Annotated in this window: 15 protein-coding genes; 11 read left to right on the top strand and 4 right to left on the bottom strand. The window is 71.9% G+C overall.

Features of this window, described 5'->3' with window-relative positions; translation table 11 throughout:
- Positions 1–131 precede the first annotated feature (131 nt).
- From ACIBVP_RS41685 to ACIBVP_RS41675, 3 genes are all read left to right on the top strand, one after another.
- Complete coding sequence (locus ACIBVP_RS41685; RefSeq protein ID WP_396112127.1) at positions 132–1,391, top strand: hypothetical protein; 1,260 nt, start codon at positions 132–134, stop codon at positions 1,389–1,391.
- Positions 1,392–1,493: 102 nt separating this feature from the next.
- The gene (locus ACIBVP_RS41680) at positions 1,494–2,132 is read left to right on the top strand and encodes a response regulator transcription factor (protein ID WP_396112126.1); all 639 of its coding nucleotides are present in this window, start codon (positions 1,494–1,496) and stop codon (positions 2,130–2,132) included.
- A 277-nt stretch (positions 2,133–2,409) separates the two neighbouring features.
- Complete coding sequence (locus tag ACIBVP_RS41675) at positions 2,410–4,062, top strand: PucR family transcriptional regulator (RefSeq protein WP_396112125.1); 1,653 nt, start codon at positions 2,410–2,412, stop codon at positions 4,060–4,062.
- Here the strand turns inward: ACIBVP_RS41675 and ACIBVP_RS41670 are convergent.
- A complete protein-coding gene (locus ACIBVP_RS41670) occupies positions 4,022–5,179 on the bottom strand; it encodes a lytic murein transglycosylase (RefSeq protein ID WP_396112124.1) in 1,158 nt (385 codons plus the stop codon). The genes ACIBVP_RS41675 and ACIBVP_RS41670 overlap by 41 nt on opposite strands.
- 213 nt (positions 5,180–5,392) lie before the next feature.
- Here ACIBVP_RS41670 and ACIBVP_RS41665 point away from each other — a divergent pair, with 213 nt between their 5' ends.
- The 4 genes from ACIBVP_RS41665 to ACIBVP_RS41650 are packed head-to-tail and all read left to right on the top strand — an operon-like array spanning position 5,393 to position 9,870.
- Positions 5,393–6,466, top strand: a complete 1,074-nt coding sequence (locus tag ACIBVP_RS41665; RefSeq protein ID WP_396112123.1) for a PQQ-binding-like beta-propeller repeat protein — start codon at positions 5,393–5,395, stop codon at positions 6,464–6,466.
- A gap of 19 nt (positions 6,467–6,485) precedes the next feature.
- A complete protein-coding gene (locus tag ACIBVP_RS41660) occupies positions 6,486–6,929 on the top strand; it encodes a hypothetical protein (RefSeq protein WP_396112122.1) in 444 nt (147 codons plus the stop codon).
- Positions 6,926–8,140 (top strand): ATP-binding protein, encoded by a 1,215-nt coding sequence (locus ACIBVP_RS41655; RefSeq protein WP_396112120.1) that lies wholly within the window; start codon positions 6,926–6,928, stop codon positions 8,138–8,140. Before ACIBVP_RS41660 ends, ACIBVP_RS41655 begins: the two co-directional genes overlap by 4 nt.
- On the top strand, positions 8,137–9,870 hold the full coding sequence (locus tag ACIBVP_RS41650) for a tetratricopeptide repeat protein (RefSeq protein WP_396112119.1): 1,734 nt from the start codon (positions 8,137–8,139) through the stop codon (positions 9,868–9,870). The genes ACIBVP_RS41655 and ACIBVP_RS41650 overlap by 4 nt, the downstream gene beginning before the upstream one ends.
- Positions 9,871–10,022: 152 nt before the next feature.
- On the opposite strand, the gene ACIBVP_RS41645 is transcribed toward ACIBVP_RS41650, so the two are convergent.
- Positions 10,023–10,544: a carboxymuconolactone decarboxylase family protein gene (locus ACIBVP_RS41645; RefSeq protein WP_396112118.1), complete on the bottom strand. Its 522-nt coding sequence runs from the start codon at positions 10,542–10,544 to the stop codon at positions 10,023–10,025.
- A 12-nt stretch (positions 10,545–10,556) separates the two neighbouring features.
- The gene (locus ACIBVP_RS41640) at positions 10,557–11,972 is read right to left on the bottom strand and encodes an MFS transporter (RefSeq protein WP_396112117.1); all 1,416 of its coding nucleotides are present in this window, start codon (positions 11,970–11,972) and stop codon (positions 10,557–10,559) included.
- A gap of 185 nt (positions 11,973–12,157) precedes the next feature.
- Between ACIBVP_RS41640 and ACIBVP_RS41635 the strand changes: the two genes are divergently transcribed.
- Genes ACIBVP_RS41635 through ACIBVP_RS41620 form a run of 4 tightly spaced genes read left to right on the top strand, consistent with a single transcriptional unit; the run spans position 12,158 to position 15,958 of the window.
- Entirely contained in the window at positions 12,158–12,439 is a 282-nt protein-coding gene (locus ACIBVP_RS41635; protein WP_396112116.1) for a metal-sensitive transcriptional regulator, read from the top strand.
- Between the two features lie 23 nt (positions 12,440–12,462).
- The gene (locus ACIBVP_RS41630; protein ID WP_396112115.1) at positions 12,463–12,669 is read left to right on the top strand and encodes a heavy-metal-associated domain-containing protein; all 207 of its coding nucleotides are present in this window, start codon (positions 12,463–12,465) and stop codon (positions 12,667–12,669) included.
- 29 nt (positions 12,670–12,698) lie between these two features.
- Complete coding sequence (locus ACIBVP_RS41625; RefSeq protein ID WP_396112114.1) at positions 12,699–13,679, top strand: hypothetical protein; 981 nt, start codon at positions 12,699–12,701, stop codon at positions 13,677–13,679.
- Positions 13,680–13,699: 20 nt separating this feature from the next.
- A complete protein-coding gene (locus tag ACIBVP_RS41620) occupies positions 13,700–15,958 on the top strand; it encodes a heavy metal translocating P-type ATPase (RefSeq protein WP_396112113.1) in 2,259 nt (752 codons plus the stop codon).
- On the opposite strand, the gene ACIBVP_RS41615 is transcribed toward ACIBVP_RS41620, so the two are convergent.
- Positions 15,929–17,455 carry an AMP-binding protein gene (locus tag ACIBVP_RS41615; protein ID WP_396112112.1) on the bottom strand — a complete coding sequence of 509 codons (1,527 nt, stop codon included), beginning with the start codon at positions 17,453–17,455 and terminating at the stop codon, positions 15,929–15,931. The two genes, ACIBVP_RS41620 and ACIBVP_RS41615, sit on opposite strands and share 30 nt — an antisense overlap.
- Positions 17,456–17,463: the final 8 nt, after the last annotated feature.

Raw genomic sequence — 17,463 nt, 5'->3', positions numbered from 1 at the left:
CCGCGGGGTGACGCGTTGACCGTGCTTCCGGTGCGGGCACCGGAGGTGCCCGTCAGGTCAGCGGACCATGCCCGGGAGTCCGGTGCGGCCATGGCTGCCCCGGCACGCGCCCCGCGGACATGCTGTGGCACATGGCTGTCAGCGCGCTCCTCCGCACGACCGAGGTCGTGGTGGCCCCCGGTGGGGCCGGGCGGTGCCACGTGCTGATCCGCAACAACTCCGAGGTGGTCGACCAGTTCGCGTTCTCGCTGCGCGGTGACCCGGGTGCGTGGACCGAGATCAGGCCCGCGGTCGCCAACCTCATGCCGCGGCAGGAGATCAGCGTTGAGCTGACGTTCCGGCCGCCGCGGTCCCACGAGGTGCCCGCGGGCGAGCACCCGTTCGCGCTGGTGATCGCGTCGCGTGAGGACCCGGCCGGATCGGTGGTGCAGGAGGGCGTCGTCACGGTCGAGCCGTTCACCGAGATCACCGCCGGCGTGGTGCCGGAGACCTCGACGGCACGCCGGGTCGGCAGGCACACCGTCGCGCTGGACAACCTCGGCAACCACCCCGTCAAGGTCGAGGTGGACGCGGTCGACAAGGACGAGCGCCTGACCTTCCGGCGCAGGCCACCACGCCTGGAGCTGCCGCCGGGCCACACGACCTTCACGCGGGTCCTCGTCCGGCCGAGGAAGTACTTCTGGAAGGGGGAGAACATCTCCCTGCCGTTCACGATCACCGTGACGGCGCCGGACTCGCCGCAGATCGGGCTCGACGCCCGGCTCGAACAGAAGGCGCTCATCCCGCGGCGGGTGTTCTGGCTGGTGTCCGCCCTGTTCGGGCTCCTCATGGTCCTGGTGATCGTCGTGACGTTGCTCCTGCGGCAGCGGCCCGTGTCCATCGCGGGACCGTCGTCGGACCGGCCGTCCGGTTCCGCGGCGGCGACCACCACCACGGCCGCCACGTCGTCGGCGCCCCGGTCCGCCACCGCCACCTCGACGCCCACGAGCCGGGTGTCCGCCGGCGGCACGGGCCGGGTGCCGGCGCCTGGCGGGGGCGAGACGGTGACCCGCCGGTTCCGCATCGAGACCCTCGCGTACCCGAACGTGGGCGGCGGGCCGCAGCTGTTCTCCTACGTGGTGCCGGACGGCGGCAGCTACCGGGTGATGTCCGTGGTGCTGCGCAACACCGCGGCGGACACCGGGCAGATCCAGATCCGGCACGGTTCGACGGTCGTCGGCACCGTGGACCTGGCCGCGATCGACCGCGACGGCAACGACGAGCTGACCTTCGTGCCGGACCACCCGCCACTGGTCCGGCCGGGCGAACGGGTCACCCTCGCGGTCGTGTGCACGAACCGTCGTGACCCGTGCACGCCGACGGGCGACTTCACGGCGGCGCTCGTGCGGTAGCGCGGTGTGGTGAGCGGGCGTGGAGCGGTGTTGAGCACGTGTTGAGCACCGTGTCGAGAGTGGACCGTGCACCAGTTCCCCACGTCGACCACGAGGTGTGTCATGGCCGTCCGCATCCCCGTTCACGTGACCTCGACCGACCCGATCCTGCGGACCGGGGTCGCCACCCAGCTGCGCTCCCGGCCGGAGGTCGAGTTGGTCACCGACCCGTCGGCCGGCTCGGCGTCCGCGCCGGAGACCGTCTGCGTCGTCGTCCACGACATCGTCGACGACCAGGCGCTGCGGTTGGTGCGGGAGCTGCGAGCGCAGGGCCACCGGCAGGTGATCCTCGTGGTGTCCACCATCGACGACGCGGCGCTGCTGTCGGTGATCGAGACGGGCGCGTGCGGCGTGGTCGCACGCGCGGACGCGACGCCGGAGCGGTTGGTGACCGCGGTGACCCAGGCGTCGACGATGGGCGGGGTGCTCTCGCCCAAGCTCGTCGGCCGCCTCCTCGAACAGGTGAACCGGCTGCAGAACCAGGTGCTGGCACCCAAGGGACTGAGATTCACCGGGTTGTCCGAACGCGAGGCCGCCGTGCTCCGGATGATCTCGCAGGGCATGGAGGTCCGCGAGATCGCGCAGGAACTGTCCTATTCGGAACGCACGATCAAGAACGCGTTGCACGACGTGGTGAGCCGGTTCCACCTTCGCAACCGGACACACGCGGTCGCCTACGCCATGCGGGAGGGACTGATCTGAACGGGTGACGACGACCGTCGCGGATCACCAAACGTACGGAGAACGAAAGGACGAGCGTCTCGATTTCCCGGCGCCGGTGTGCTAACGCGAGCCGCAACATATTGCGGCGTAACGAATCGGGGCGTCGCTCGTTGTGCCGGACAGGAGTCGGTCCGCGGGTCTCGAGTGCCGGAACGGTCGTCCAAACGGCGGATCCGGTGCTGGACTGTGCTGTCCAGTGGTCGACGTGACAACCGAATGGGCTCAGCCGGATCGCGGGGAGTGAGGAGTCGCGGTCATGTCCATGATGCTCAGGAAGCTGCTCGCGTTCGGGTTCGTGCCCGAGTACGAGATCGTCGGTGCGGAGGCAGCGGGCCGCAGGATCGTGCGTGCCGTCGTCGCGGTGACCAGCGGTGATCAGGTGGACAGGCTGCGGCCGGGGCAGTTCGCCGTGCTCGACCACCCTCGGTTCGCCGCGAGCGACCCCGGTCTGGCCGGGACGATCAGCCGCGCCGCGGAACGCAGGTCCGCCGGTCTTCTCGTGCACGGGTCGGTGGCCGGGCTGCCGCCCGCGACCAGGGCACTCGCCGAACGGTCGGAACTCACGGTGGTCCTGACGGAGCAACGGGTCGACGCGCGAAGACTCGGTGCCGCCATGGACCACTTCGTGCGTTCTCCCGAGCACGCCAACGGAACGCTGATCAACACGGTGTCCCGCAGGCTCGCGACGACGGTGTCGGACGCGGAGGGCATGGTCCGGGTGCTGTCCACCACGTTGCGCTGCCGGCTCGGCCTGCTCGACGCGGAGGGCAGGCAGGTCATGGGCGACCTGCCCGCCGAGATCGTCCGGTCGGCGCCGTTCCGGCTCGCGTGCGGTACGTCGGCGGGCGGGCACGGGCAGACGCAGCAGGTCCGCGCGCTGGACGACGACTCCCTGTTGATCATCCAGCCGGTGCGGCTGGACCCGGCGAGCCCGCTGAACCTGCGGCTCGTCGCGATGGTGCCGAACACGTCCGTGGCGTTCGCGCGCACCACGAGCGTGTCGCTCAGCCTGGCGGGGTGGGCGTTCGTCGCGCACCTCGCGACGGTCGCGGTCGCGCTGGAGCGGCGGAACAAGCCCCGGGCGGCGTTGCTGGTCCGGTTGCTCGCGGAGGCGGACGCCCCCAGTCCCGAGGTGCTGGCGCAGGCGACCGCGGCGGGCTGGCGGCTGGGCGGCAGGCACACCGCCGTCCACGTGCGAGCCATCGGGCAGCCGGTGCCCGGCACCGCGGACCGGTTGCGCGAGGAGCTCATGACACGGGGTCTCGCCGCGGACCCGGTGCGACACGACGACGGCTGGGTTCTGTGGCTCACCGACCTCGGCCCGGAGGTGGCGGACGCGTTGGTGGCGACGGTCCGCGACGTGCTGCTCGACCTGGAGCGGTCCTGCTCCGGGGTGCGGATGTGCGCGGGTGTCGGCGTACCCGGCGACGGCACGCGCGGACTGCGGGAGTCGCTTCAGGACGCTCGGCGTGCGTGCGCGATGGCCGCCGCGCGAGACGTCGCGGGGGCCGTCGAACGGATCGGCGTGAGCAACGTCAAGCGGCTGCTCTCCGACCAGCACGCCACACCGTCCCTCGTGGACCTCGCGGAGCGGCTGCTGAGGCCGCTCACGTCCGTGGACGCGTCCGGGTACCTGACGCTGACGTTGTCGTGCTACCTGGACAACGAGTCGTCGGCCACTGCGACCGCGCTGCGGCTGGGGGTGCACCGCAACACCGTGTTGCAGCGCCTCGACCGGATCCGGGCACTGCTGGACGTCGAGCTGAACGAGCCCGACGAGCGGCTGGCGCTCCACCTGGCCACCCGGCTGGTGCGCGGCGGGCCCGCGGCCGGAGTCTGGCAGGAGGTGCTGACCCCGGGGCACGAGGTCAGCTCGGCGGAGGACACCCCTCGGCGGGTTCCCGGCTGACCTGCCCGCCCAGCAGCCCGGTCAGCAGGCTGGTGGTGGTCGTGACCACCGACACCACGATCCCGTCGACCACGCACACGGTCGTGTCGACGAGGTCGGTGACGGCTTCGTCGGGCGGCGGCGACGGGGACGGCGAAGGCGAAGGCGACGGTGCCGGTGTGGACGGACCGCCGGGCGGCGTGGTCGGTGACCCCGGCTCAGCGGATGGCGGCGCGGCGGGCGGTGCCCCGGGTTCCTGGCCGGGCTCCGGTTCCGGACCGGAACCCGGAGCCCCCGGCGCGGAGTCCGGGCCGGAGCGCCCGGGCCCGGTGACGGGTGCTGCCACCGGGTCGAAGGGCGCGACCGGCCCGAGGACGATCCCGCGTTCGTACACCGCCATCCAGCGCAACACGATCCGCAGGTAGGACTCGGACCGGTTGTAGCTCAGCACACCCGCCCGCAGGCCGTCCTCAGTGGACAGGTCGCGGCCGTCGGCGCACAGGTAGCCGCCCGCGGTCCGGGCCGCGTCGTCGACGTTGTGCGGGTCGGCCACGCCGTCGCCGTTCCCGTCACTCGCCCACCGTCGCCAGGTGGCGGGGATGAACTGCATGGGTCCGACGGCGTGGTCCCACACCGGGTCGCGGTCGTAGCCGCCGCCGTCGGTGTCGGGGATGGCCGCCAGTCCGGGCCCGCCGTCGAGCCGTGGCCCGATGATCGGGGTGAGCGTCGTGCCCCGCGAGTCGACCCGCCCGCCTCGTGCGTGTCCGGACTCGACCCGCCCGATCGCGGCGAGCAGGGTCGCGGGCAACCGGCAGTCCGGTCGTGCCACGGCGAAGTGAGCGGCCGCCCGCGTGTAGGCCAGCCAGACCCGGGCGGGGAGCCCGGAGAGCGTGGACCGCGGCCCGGAGACCGTGCTCGTGCCGGGACTGACCCTGCTGACCGGCCACGACACGACGGCCCCGGGCACGGTGGCGGGCGGTGCCGTCTCGTCCGGCGCGGCCGGGTAATCGGCGACGGGCGGCGTTCCGGCTTCGTGCGTGGGGGCCTGCTCCGGAGCGACGAGCACCGTGGCCGACAACGCGAGCACGGCGGCGAGCGAGGTCCCGGGCCGCGGTGACGGATGACCGGCACGTTCCATGTCAGCGAGTACAACACCGCCACACGGCGAAAAGGGCCCGCCGGCGAGTTCCTGTCCAGAGAGGAACCGACCCCGGGCATCCCCGTGCACCGGGCGACTCCGCCGACGTTGCCCCGCGGGGCAACCCCGGTCGCCTGCGTGAAACTGGAAGGAACGCGCGCGTGCCGCGGCACATCGGAGTCGTGTCTCGGATGGACGGGAGGACGGGGCCTGATGCGCGAGGTGTGGGACCACCGTGGCGGCACCGCTGACGACGAGCATCGGCAGTGGGCCGCCGCGGACGGGACGGTCATCGTCGAAACGTGCTCGTCCGCCGGACCCGGGACGACGCTCACCGCCCTGGACGTCGCCACCGGTGACGTGCGCTGGCGGCGGGCCTGTCCTCCGCTCGGTGTGAACCAGGCCATGGCCGTCGCCGGTGGTCTCCTCGTGGTCCTGCACCCCGGGCAGCGGGCCGAGGCGCGTGGCTATGACGCCGCCACGGGGGCCGAGCTGTGGGCCCATCCGCTGACCGGGGAACCGCGGGGCGTCGCGATGCTCGGGCAGGAGGTCGTGATCGTCGCCGGGTCGTCGGTCCGGAAGCTGGGTCGTGACGGTCGCCTGGCCGCCAGGACGACCCTGTCCGGGTCCGCGCTGACCACGGTCGCGGTCACGGACGACGGGGACGTCGTCACGACCAACGGCCGGGGCAGGCAGAACATCCTCCGGCTCTCCGGCGACACCCTCGCGGTGCGCTGGGACGTCCGGGTTCCCGGCGAGCAGTGGACGTACCGGCACACGCCGCTGGTCACCCGGGACTCGGTCTACTTCCACTCGTACTCGCTGTGGGCGATGGCCGTGGACGTCGCGACCGGTGAGGTCCGCTGGCGCAGGAAGAAGGCGGCGGGACGCGGCGGTGTCGTGCTCCACGGTCCCGACGGCTCCGTCCTGTGGGGAACCGACGGGGTGACCCGCGTCCGGTCACGTGACGGGAAAGCGCTGTGGCGGACACCTCGAGTGATCGCCGCGACCGGTACCGGCGACCCGGCCCGCGTCGTGATCGCCCGGCGCGCCGACGTGCCCTACGCGTTCGCGCCGGCCGAGGGCATCGACGTGCGGGTCGAGCTGCTGGACGCGACGACGGGCGGCACGGTCGGGGGAGTCGGCCTGGTCGATGTGAGAAGGAACTGGGTGGACGGTGACATGTCCGGCCGCCTGTTCACCGTGATCGACGGCATGCTTGTCTCTGGTCTTGAAACCGGACGGGTGCGCGCGTTCAGGCCCGCGACCGCCACAGTGGACAGCTGAGCAGACGAAAGAGAACCGAATGACCGAGGACAACGACCCCGAGCAGGTCGCCGAGCTGGACCGTCTCGACGAGGCGGTCAGGACAGCGCCAGCGGGAGACACGACGGCGCAGATCGCGCTGTGGCGGCACGTGACCGGGTTGGCGCACTGGTTCTTCATTGCGCGGGGCTCGGCCGACCGGCCCCGGCCGTTCGGCGTGGCCGCCGAGCAGGGGTCGATGATCTGCCTCTACAGCAGCGCCGCACGGGCGAAGGACGCCGCCCACACCCTCGGGCTGGTCGACCCGGAGAGTGGCACGGTGCCGTTGATGGGCGTGCCGATGCCGGCCGCGATCGACTACGTCGCCTCGTTCGGGCGGGCCGGTGTCGTCGGTGTGGCGCTGGACCATCCGCGGGTCGGTCACTACATCCCGCTGGCGAACCTGGGGCTGCTCAAGGGCTGGCTGGAAGGGACCGCGCGGTGAACGCCGACGCAGGCGACGACTTCGTCGAGGTGATCGCACGTGAGGTGGCGGCCGACCCCGGCAACCTGGCGTTGCGCGAGGACTTCGTCACGCTGCTGCTGGAGCAGGACCTGGTCCGCGCCGCCGCCGAACTGGACGCGTTCGAGGCCTTCGGCGGTGAGCAGGCGCGGATCCGTCTGCTGCGTGCCCGGCTGATGGCCGCGCGGTTGCGCACCTCGAACCCGCCGCCCGCCGAGCCCGCGCCCCCGCCACGGCCCGCACCGCCGCCGGTACCGGTGCCGGCTCCGGCCGACCGGGACCTTCAGGTCGGCGGCGCGTCCGCGTCGCTGTGGGACGCCGAGCGTCCGGCGGTGACGCTCGCCGACGTCGCGGGGCTCGCCGAGGTCAAGCGGCACCTGGACACCGCGTTCCTGGCTCCGCTGCGCAATCCCGAGCTGGCGGCGGCGTTCGGGCAGAAGCCGGGCGGGTCGCTGCTGATGTACGGCCCACCCGGTTGCGGCAAGACGTTCATCGCCAAGGCGATCGCGGGCGACCTCGGCGCGTCGTTCATCCACGTGACGCTCGCGGACCTGCTCAGCAAGTGGATCGGGGAGAGCGAGAAGGCGATCCAGAGCGTGTTCCGCCACGCACGTGCGGCAGCGCCGTGCGTGATCTTCTTCGACGAGTTCGACGCGCTCGGCGGACGGCGCACCTCCGGCGGCGGCGGGTCGCAGGCGATGCGGATGCTCGTCACCCAGCTGCTGGAGGAGCTCGACGGCGTGGACAGCGCCAACGACGGGGTCTACTTCCTGGCCGCGACGAACCGGCCGTGGGACATCGACGCCGCGCTGCGCCGGCCGGGCCGGATCGACAAGACGGTGCTGGTGCTGCCGCCGGACGCGGTCGCCAGGGCGGCGATCGTGGCGGGCGCGCTGGCCGGCAAGCCCGCCGACGACGTCGACGTCGTGGCGGTCGCGGCGGCGACCGAGGGGTTCTCCGGCGCCGACCTCAGCCACCTGACGACCACCGTGCTGCAGCAGGCGATGGCCGAGTCGATGGAAAGCGGTGCGCTGGTGCCGGTCACCACAGACGCGGTGCTGGCCGCGGTCGGCGGCATCACCCCGTCCACGATGTCCTGGTTCGACCAGGTGGCGCCGGTATTGGAGTACGGCGTGGACGACGGCACCTTCGACCAGCTCCGGGCGTACCGGGTCAAGCGAGGCATGCGATGAGCGACAGCGATGCCGTGGCGCGGGACCTGGACGTGGCCTGGGAGCTCCTCGCGGCACAGCCGACCCATCCCAGGGTCGCCGAGCTGGCGTTGCGGGTGCTCGCGGCCCAGCCGGGGCGCAACAGCGCGCTGATGGCGCTCGGCAACCACCGTCAGGCGTGCGGCGAGATGGCCGAGGCACGACGGCTGTTCCTCCAGGTCGCCGGTCGCCGCGACGGGTGGTTCACCATGGCGGCTCGTGCGCTCCGGCATCTGGAATCCGCGGAGAACAACCATGCCGAGGCGCTGCGGTGGGCGCACGCCGTGCTGGCCGAGGACCAGGAGGACTGGGACGACTGGATGCGACTGGGCCAGGTCCAGGCACGCGCCGGGGAGCACGAGGCCGGGTGGCGGCAGCTCGACGACGCGGTGGCACTGTGCTCGCGGACCGCGCCGGACGACCTCCCCCGAGCGCTCGGGAAACGTGCGGAGTACCTGCTGGAGAGCCTCGCACCACCCGAACGGTTCGCGCCCGCGGCCGAGGAGGCCATCCGGACCAACGCGGCGGACTCCTGGGTCGCCATGCTGCTCGGGTTCGCCTACCTGGCGCAGTACCGGTTCGACGACGCCGAACAGCTCGGTCTGCGGCTGCTGCGCGAGGACCCGACCGACGACCTGCTCCAGAGCCTGGTGGGGACCGCTCGGGCGATGCTGCGGATCGTCGAGAAGGCGAGCGGCGACGACATCACCCTGGAGGACATCCGAGACACCGGCGTGATGGAGATGTCGTGGCGGCAGATCCGCGACCAGAAGCTCGGCATCGACCTGCCTTCCGCGCTGGCGGCACTGGACGCCGTGCTGCCGGCCGAGGTGCGCGCCACCCTGCGACCGGGAGCCGCGCCCCACGCTGAGAGCGGGCGCGACAAGGTCGGCGCCATGGTCGCGGAGGACATGGTGACCTGGCACGACGGCCAGCAGCCCGGCTCCGGTGCCGTCTGGGGGCTGGCCGAGCCGTTCCGCCTGATGTCAGCGGACGAGATCATCGCCATGGACGCCGAGATCGAGGCCGACCGGGCAGCGCACCCCGACTGGCCCGAGAACGAGATCTGGGAACAGGTGATGACCGACGACGCCGGTGCCTACCTGGTCGCCGTCGCGTTCGGGGCGCTCGTCAAGCGCCTGCCCGGTCATCCCGACGAGCCCGTCGCCACGTCGATGGCGGACTGGATCTGGGACCGGGTGGCCGAGTTCGGCGGCCACGACCCGCGACCGGCATCTCGGAAGCCCGAGGATGTCCCGACCGACCTGCCCGCGGTCCCCGGGACGTCGCTGACCGGCGTCATCGCGACGATGTGCGCCGCTCTGGGCGAGTCCGAGGGCTCCGCGGCCTACGCGGAACTGCGTGGGCGCTTCCCCGGCTCGACCGTCCGGCAGAGTGTGCTGGACCCGGTGGTCCCCAGCCCCGACGGCGTCGACATCGCGTTGCTCGACGGGCTGGTGAAGAAGGTCACCGTCGACGTCGCGCGCTGCCCGAGCGCCGACGGCGTGATCGCCGGGCTCGACCTCGACGGGCAACGCGGCCCCGTCGACGGCTACGTGCGTGCGCACGGCGCCCGCGTGCACAACAGCTGGGAGAACGGCGCCACCGGCGAGGTCACCGTCAACTACGACCTCGCGGAGCACCGCCTCGGCCTGCAGTGGGAGACCGGGAGACTCGCCCGGATCTTCGTGTCCGCCATGGAACCGGTGTGACGAAGGGTCCTTCGGTCCGTTGCCGCACGTGTTGATGGACCCGGTCGGCCGGTGACCGAGCGGGACCGCCCAGAGGGTGGGATCCGGCATCCGCGGATCCCACCCTCTCCGGACCGGTCGAGCCGCCGGCGGTGCCGGACGGCCGGTGGTTCTCAGTCCTCGTCCGGCGTGATGCCCGCGACGAGGTTGAACGAACCGGTGAGCAGGTTGAGCGACACCAGGCCGACGACATCGGCGATCGTGCGGTCGGGGAAGCCGTGGCCGCGCAGTTCCGTGACGTCGTCGGTGGTGATCGACGCGGGTTCGGCGAGGACACGCACCGCGAAGGTGAGCAGAGCCGCCTCCCGGGGATCGGTGGCCGTGGCCTCGCGTGCCAGCGCGATGTCGGTGTCGCTCAGTCCCGCGGCCCGCGCGGCGGCGGTGTGTGCCGCCATGCACGTGCCGCAACCGATCCAGCCCTGGGCCGCGATCGAGACCTTCTCGCTGAGTTGCCGGGGCAGTTTCACCCGCTTCAGCGCGCGGGAGAAGTCGAGGTATCCCTGCAGGAGTGCGGGGGAGTGAGCCATGGTCGCGACCATGTCCCCGGCCGAACCGTGCCTGCCGATGATCCCCTCGAGCAGTTCCCGCGACTTCTCGGGCGCTTCTTCCGGGGTGAGTGGCGCGATGGCGCGCATCGTTCCTCCTTCTCACACGGCCGCGGCGGCGGCGGTCTCGCGGACCCGTCGTCCGCGCAGGGTCACGCCTGCCAGCACCGCGCCGGCGACGGCGATGACCGCGGCGCCCACGAACGCCGAGGACAGGCCGTCGGTCAGCAGTGCGGTGTCCTCGGTCTGGCCGGCGCCAAGTGCGCTGGCCACGGCGGTCATCGCGGCGAGGCCGAGTGCGGAGCCGACCTGGTAGCTGGTGTTGACGATGCCCGAGGCCAGGCCGCCTTCCTCCGGGCGTGCGCTGGAGATCGCCGTGCCCAGTGACGGGATGAACGCGAGTGCCATCCCGGCGGCGGTGACGAGCGAGGCCGGGAGCACGTCGATCCAGAACGAGCCTGCCGGGCGGACGAACGACAGCCAGCCCAGGCCGACCGCGAGCACGGCGAGCCCGGCGACGACCATGGCCTTCGTGCCGAAGCGGGCGGCGAGCCGCGGCGCGACCACGATCATGATCAGCATGATGACGGTGGTCATCGGCAGCAGCGCCGAGCCGCTCGCGAACGCGCCGAGGCCGAGCACCTGCTGCAGGTACAGGTTGAGGAAGAACCACATCGGGATCCACGCCGCGCCCAGGAGCAGTTGCGCGAGGTTCGCCGCGGCCAGGTCCGGGGTGCGGAAGATGCCGAGCCGCACGAGCGGGGTGCGGCGCCGGGCCTGCAGAGCGACGAACGCGGCCAGCAGCACGACCGCGACGACCAGGCCGACGACGGTGGCCGTCGAGCCCCAACCGACCTCGGGCGCCCGCACGATCGCGAACACGGCCGCGGCGAGGCCCGCGGTCACCGTCAACGCGCCGAGCAGGTCGGTGGAGCCGCGCTGCCCCGCGCCGCCGGGCATCAGCGCCGGGACGGCGGCCAGGACGATCAGGGCGATCGGGATGTTGATGTAGAACACCCACGGCCAGCTGATGTACTCGGTGATCACGCCGCCGAGAAACACGCCGGCGGTGCCGCCCGCGGGCGCGGCCGCCCCGTAGAGGGCCAGTGCCTTGGTCAGCTCCTTCGGGGTGCCGCCGAACAGCATCATCAACAGGGTCAGTGCCGACGGGGCGATCAGCGCGGCGCCCACGCCCTGCAGCGCCCGTCCGGTCAGCTCGACCCAGACCGTGCCCGCGGCGCCCGCGACGGCGGAGCCCGCCAGCAGCACCACCCAGCCGGACGCGAAGACGCGCTTGGCGCCGAGCAGGTCCGAGAGCCTGCCGCCGAGCAGCAGCAGCCCGCCGAACGCGATGACGTAGGCGTTGAACACCCAGGACAGGTTTTCCTGCGAGAAGCCCAGCTCGGCCTGGATGCGCGGTAGGGCGACGCCGATGATCGAGGTGTCCATGATGACCATGAACTGCGCGGCCGCGATCAGCGCGAGCGCCCACCACCGCCGGGAATCCCTCGGTTCCATGACTACTCCATACGGGTAGGGGGTATCTGTGCGACGGGACGGTACGCCGCCGTGCGCGGCCTACCAAGGGTGTTCCGTCGTGACCTGCGTCTCTCCGGGAGAGGCTTGACGCGCATACCCCCTATGGGTATATGTTCGTGGCAACGAGATACCCGGCGGGGGTATCACGGGCCGAGGAGAAGGACATGCGGGGATACAGCAGCGACCGGGACGGCTACCTCACGCGGCTGCGCCGGGTCGAGGGTCAGATCCGCGGCCTGCAGCGGATGGTCGAGAACGACGAGTACTGCATCGACGTCCTCACGCAGATCTCGGCCGCCACCAAGGCTCTGCAGGCGGTGTCCCTGGGCCTGCTCGACGAACACCTCAAGCACTGCGTGGCGGAGGCGGTCGCCGAGGGCGGCGACACCGCGGACGCGAAGGTGCGCGAGGCGACCGACGCGATCGCCCGCCTGGTCCGTTCCTGAAACACAGAGAAAGGGAATCCGTGATGACCGAGACCACCTACACCGTGACCGGCATGACCTGTGACCACTGCGTGCGGTCGGTGACCGAGGAGGTCAGCGCGCTCGACGGGGTGACCGGCGTGTCGGTGGACCTGTCCACCGGGGCCGTGACGGTCGCCAGTGACGAGGAGGTCGGCGTGGCGCAGGTGCGCGCCGCCGTCGAAGAGGCCGGATACCAGCTCACCGCGTAGCGCGGGAGCACAAACCACAAGGATCTGTCATGAACACTGCGGGAAAGCTCTCCGCCTACGGTGTAGCGCTCGTTCTGGTCGCCGGTGGCGCCTGGGCGATCGGCTCCGCTGTCGGTCCCCTCGACGAGAAGACCGCCGCGCCCGCCAAGGACGCCGGCCACGGGGACACACACAGCGGCACTGTCGCGGAGACGGGGCAGGCCGCCGAGGCAGCGTCGTCGGCGCTCCCCGCCGGGCTCGCGTCGTCGCGGGGCGGTTACACGCTCACACCCACCAGCGCGACGCTGCACCCCGGGGCGAACGACTTCTCGTTCCGCATCACCGGTCCGGACGGCAAGCCGGTGACCCGGTTCGACGTCGAGCACGAGAAGCGGATGCACCTGATCGTGGTGCGCCGGGACACGGCCGGGTTCCAGCATGTGCACCCGGAGATGAGCGCGGACGGCACCTGGTCGGTCCCGCTCACGCTCGACGACCCGGGCAGCTACCGCGCCTTCGCCGACTTCGCCCCGACCGGTGCCGAGGCGACGACGCTCGGCGTGGACCTTGCGGTGCCGGGCGACTTCCAGCCGGAGACCTACGCCGGGTCCCGGGTGTCCACCGTGGACGGTTACGAGGTGAAGCTGGACGGCGAGCTCGTGCCGGGCGCGACCGCGGAGCTCACGCTGACCGTCAGCAAGGACGGCAAGCCCGTCACCGACCTGCAGCCCTACCTCGGCGCCTACGGGCACCTCGTGGCGTTGCGCGGCGGTGACCTCGCCTACCTGCACGTCCACCCGGACGGCGAACCCGGCGACGGCAGGACCGAGCCCGGCCCGACGGTGACGTTCTACGCGGAGGTCCCGTCCGCGGGCGCGTACCGGCTGTTCCTGGACTTCCAGCACGGGAACACGGTCCGCACCGCGGAGTTCACCCTCGCCACCGACGGCCACGCACTGCCGCGACCGTCGCCCGCCCCCGCTCCCGAAGAGAGCGCGGGCCACGCCGACGACGGTCACGGCCACAACTGATCTCGCGAAGGAGGCACACCATGACCGCGGAAGCACAACAGCGGAACCGCGAGATCGAACTGGCCATCGGCGGCATGACCTGCGCGTCGTGCGCGAACCGGATCGAGCGCAAGCTCAACAAGCTCGACGGCGTCACCGCGACGGTCAACTACGCCACGGAGAAGGCGAAGGTCGTCTTCCCCGACGACGTCGACGCCGGCACGCTGGTCGCCCAGGTCGAGGCAGCGGGCTACACGGCCGAGCTGCCCCGGCCGCCGCGGCGCGAGGGCGCAGAAGGGTCCGAAGAGGAGTCCGAAGAGGACCCGACGCGTCCGTTGCGGCAGCGGCTGATCGTCTCGACGCTGCTGTCGGTGCCGGTGATCGCGATGGCGATGATCCCGGCCATCCAGTTCACGAACTGGCAGTGGATCTCGCTCACGCTCGCCGCACCGGTGATCGCCTGGGCGGCGTGGCCGTTCCACCGGGCGGCGTGGCAGAACCTACGGCACGGCGCGGCCACCATGGACACGCTCATCTCGATGGGCACGCTGGCCGCGTTCGCCTGGACGCTGTACGCGCTGCTGTGGGGCACGGCCGGGATTCCCGGGATGAAGCACCCGTTCGAGTTCACCATCGAGCGGATGGCGGGGGACGGCAACATCTACCTCGAGGTCGCCGCCGGGGTGACCACGTTCATCCTCGCGGGCCGGTACTTCGAGGCACGCGCCAAGCGCCGCGCGGGTTCCGCGTTGCGGGCGCTGCTTTCACTGGGCGCCAAGGACGTCGCGGTGCTGCGGGACGGCAGGGAGGAACGCGTCCCGATCGAGTCGCTCACGGTGGGCGACCGGTTCGTCGTCCGCCCGGGCGAGAAGATCGCCACGGACGGTGTCATCGAGGACGGCAACTCGGCGGTCGACGCGAGCATGCTGACCGGCGAGTCCGTGCCGGTCGAGGTCGGCCCCGGCGACACGGTCGTCGGCGCGACGGTGAACGCGGGCGGCAGGCTGGTCGTGCGTGCCACGAAGATCGGTGCGGACACCCAGCTCGCGCAGATGGCGAGGCTGGTCGAGGACGCGCAGACGGGCAAGGCGCAGGTCCAGCGCCTGGCCGACCGGATCTCCGGTGTGTTCGTCCCGATCGTGATCGCTCTCGCGCTCGGCACGCTGGCGTTCTGGCTCGGCGCGGGCGGGACCCCCGCCGCCGCGTTCACCGCCGCCGTCGCGGTCCTGATCATCGCCTGCCCGTGCGCGCTCGGGCTGGCCACGCCGACGGCGCTGCTGGTCGGCACGGGCCGGGGTGCGCAGCTGGGCATCCTGATCAAGGGCCCCGAGGTGCTGGAGTCCACGCGGCGCGTCGACACGGTCGTGCTGGACAAGACCGGCACCGTCACGAGCGGCCGGATGTCGCTGGTCGACGTGCACGTGGCGGACGGCGTCGACGACGTCGAGGTGCTGCGGCTGGCGGGTGCGCTGGAGAAGGCGTCGGAGCACCCGATCGCCGCGGCCATCGCCCGCGCCGCCGAGGACAAGGTCGGCGACCTGCCCGAGGTCGAGGGCTTCACCAACTCGGAGGGCCTCGGCGTCCAGGGCGTCGTCGACGGCCACGCGGTGGTCGTCGGCCGGACCGCGTTGCTCGAGGACTGGGCCCAGCACCTCACCCCGGAGCTGGCCGCGGCGAAGGCCGAGGCGGAGCGGCAGGGCGGGACCGCGGTGGCGGTCGGCTGGGACGGCGCGGCCCGTGCCGTGCTGGTCGTCGCGGACACGGTCAAGCCCACCTCGGCCGAGGCGATCGCGGGACTGCGCAAGCTCGGGTTGACGCCGGTGCTGCTGACCGGCGACAACGAGGCCGCCGCCCGTGCGGTCGCGGCGGAGGTCGGCATCGACGAGGTGATCGCCGAGGTCCTGCCCGCCGACAAGGTCGACGTCGTCAAGCGGCTGCAGTCGGAAGGCAAGGTCGTCGCGATGGTCGGCGACGGCGTCAACGACGCGGCGGCGCTCGCGCAGGCCGACCTGGGCCTGGCCATGGGCACCGGCACGGACGTCGCGATCGAGGCGAGCGACCTGACACTGGTCCGCGGCGACCTGCGGGCCGCGGTGGACGCCATCCGGTTGTCCCGCCGCACCCTCGCCACGATCAAGGGCAACCTGTTCTGGGCGTTCGGCTACAACGTGGCAGCACTCCCACTGGCCGCGGCCGGACTGCTCAACCCGATGATCGCGGGCGCGGCAATGGCGTTCAGCTCGGTGTTCGTGGTCGGGAACAGCCTGCGGCTACGAGCTTTCCGCAGCACGATCGCCTGACACACCACTGTGCCCCAGCCGGTAGACCCGGCTGGGGCGCTGCGTATGTAGTGCGCGGCGCAGCTTTCCTGCCTCGTCCCGCAAGGGCTCACTCGTGAACTCGTAGCTGCGCGGCACTTTGTACGGCGCGATGCGGCTGCGTAGGTAGGACGTCAACGCGTCGGCGTCGAATGCGGCGGAGTCGGTCTGCACGACGGCGTGCGGCACTTGTCCGTACTCCTCGTCGGGGAGACCGATCACGCATGCGCTGTGCACGTCCGGGTGTTCCTCCAACACCGCCTCCACCTCGGCGGGGTACACGTTGGAGCCGCCGACGATGATCATGTCGGTCATCCGGTCGGCCAGGTAGAGGTACCCGTCCGCGTCGAGCCGGCCCCGGTCGCCGACCGACTCCCACCCGTCGGTGCTCACGCGTGGGCGGGCACCGATGTAGCGGTAGGGCGCCGCGAGGTCCGTGCTGCGGCGCATCCAGATCTCGCCGGTTCCGCCGCTGGGCAGTTCGGTGCCGTCGCTGTCCCGAACAGAGATCTGGCCCATGACCGGCCGCCCGACCGAACCCGGGCGGGCCAGCCAGCCGTGCCCGTCGATGACCGTGGCCGCGTGAGCTTCGGTCGCCGCGTACAACTCGAGTAGACGATCGGGGCCGAGCCAGGCCACGCACGCTTCCTTCAGCCATTGCGCGCACGGCGCCGCCATGGTGACGACGGTGCGCAGTGTCGTGAGGTCGAAGCGTTCGCGTAGTGGCGCGGGAAGCTTGACGAAACGGTGCAGCATGGTCGGCACGCTGTACATCCAGGTGACGCGATGACGCTGCACGAGTTCCAGCGCCTGCTCGGCGTCAAAGCGGTCCATGACGACGACGTGCACCCCGAGTAGCAGCCCGGCCAGTGAGAACAGGAACGGCCCGTTGTGCGACAGCGGTCCGGTGCAGAGCACAACCGACGAATCACTCATCCGCAGCAGGGCGGCGAGCCCCGTGAGCCCCTCGGCCACGGCGGGCTCGGTCGAGACGATGATCTTCGGAGTACCCGTGCTGCCCCCGGACGTCGGAGCCTTCAAGCTCGGGGCGATCGCTGGCGGAAGCGGCTGGTCATCGAGTTCCGGGGCGGGCTCGAACCCGGCCGGGACGTGCGCCGCTCCGGAGTCGGCGTCGAGTCCGACGACCAGCTTCGGCGCCACCAGGTCGACGATCGAGCGCAGCTCTCGTTCGGGCAGCCGGTGGGAGAGCGGCTGCGGGGTCGCACCGAGCTTCCAGGTGGCGATGGCCGCCTCGACGAACTCGATCCCGTTGGGCAGGGCGATGGTGACGAAGTCGCCCTCCCGCCCTCCACGTGCCGCGTAGGCGCGGGCCAGTCGGTTGGTGCGTTGCTCGAGTTCGCGGCGGCTCACCGTCCGCCGCGGGTCGGTGACGGCCGCCGCGTCCGGTGCGCGGCGGGCGAGGTCTGCGAGGGCGACGCCTATCGGAGTGCCGGCCGGTGCCGTGCCAGAGGTGACCATGAGTCCTT

The sequence above is a fragment of the Actinophytocola sp. NPDC049390 genome (genome assembly GCF_044466355.1).
Lineage (GTDB): Bacteria > Actinomycetota > Actinomycetes > Mycobacteriales > Pseudonocardiaceae > Actinophytocola.
The sequence above is the reverse complement of the archived record's forward strand: the minus strand, read 5'-3'. Positions and strand labels throughout refer to the sequence as shown.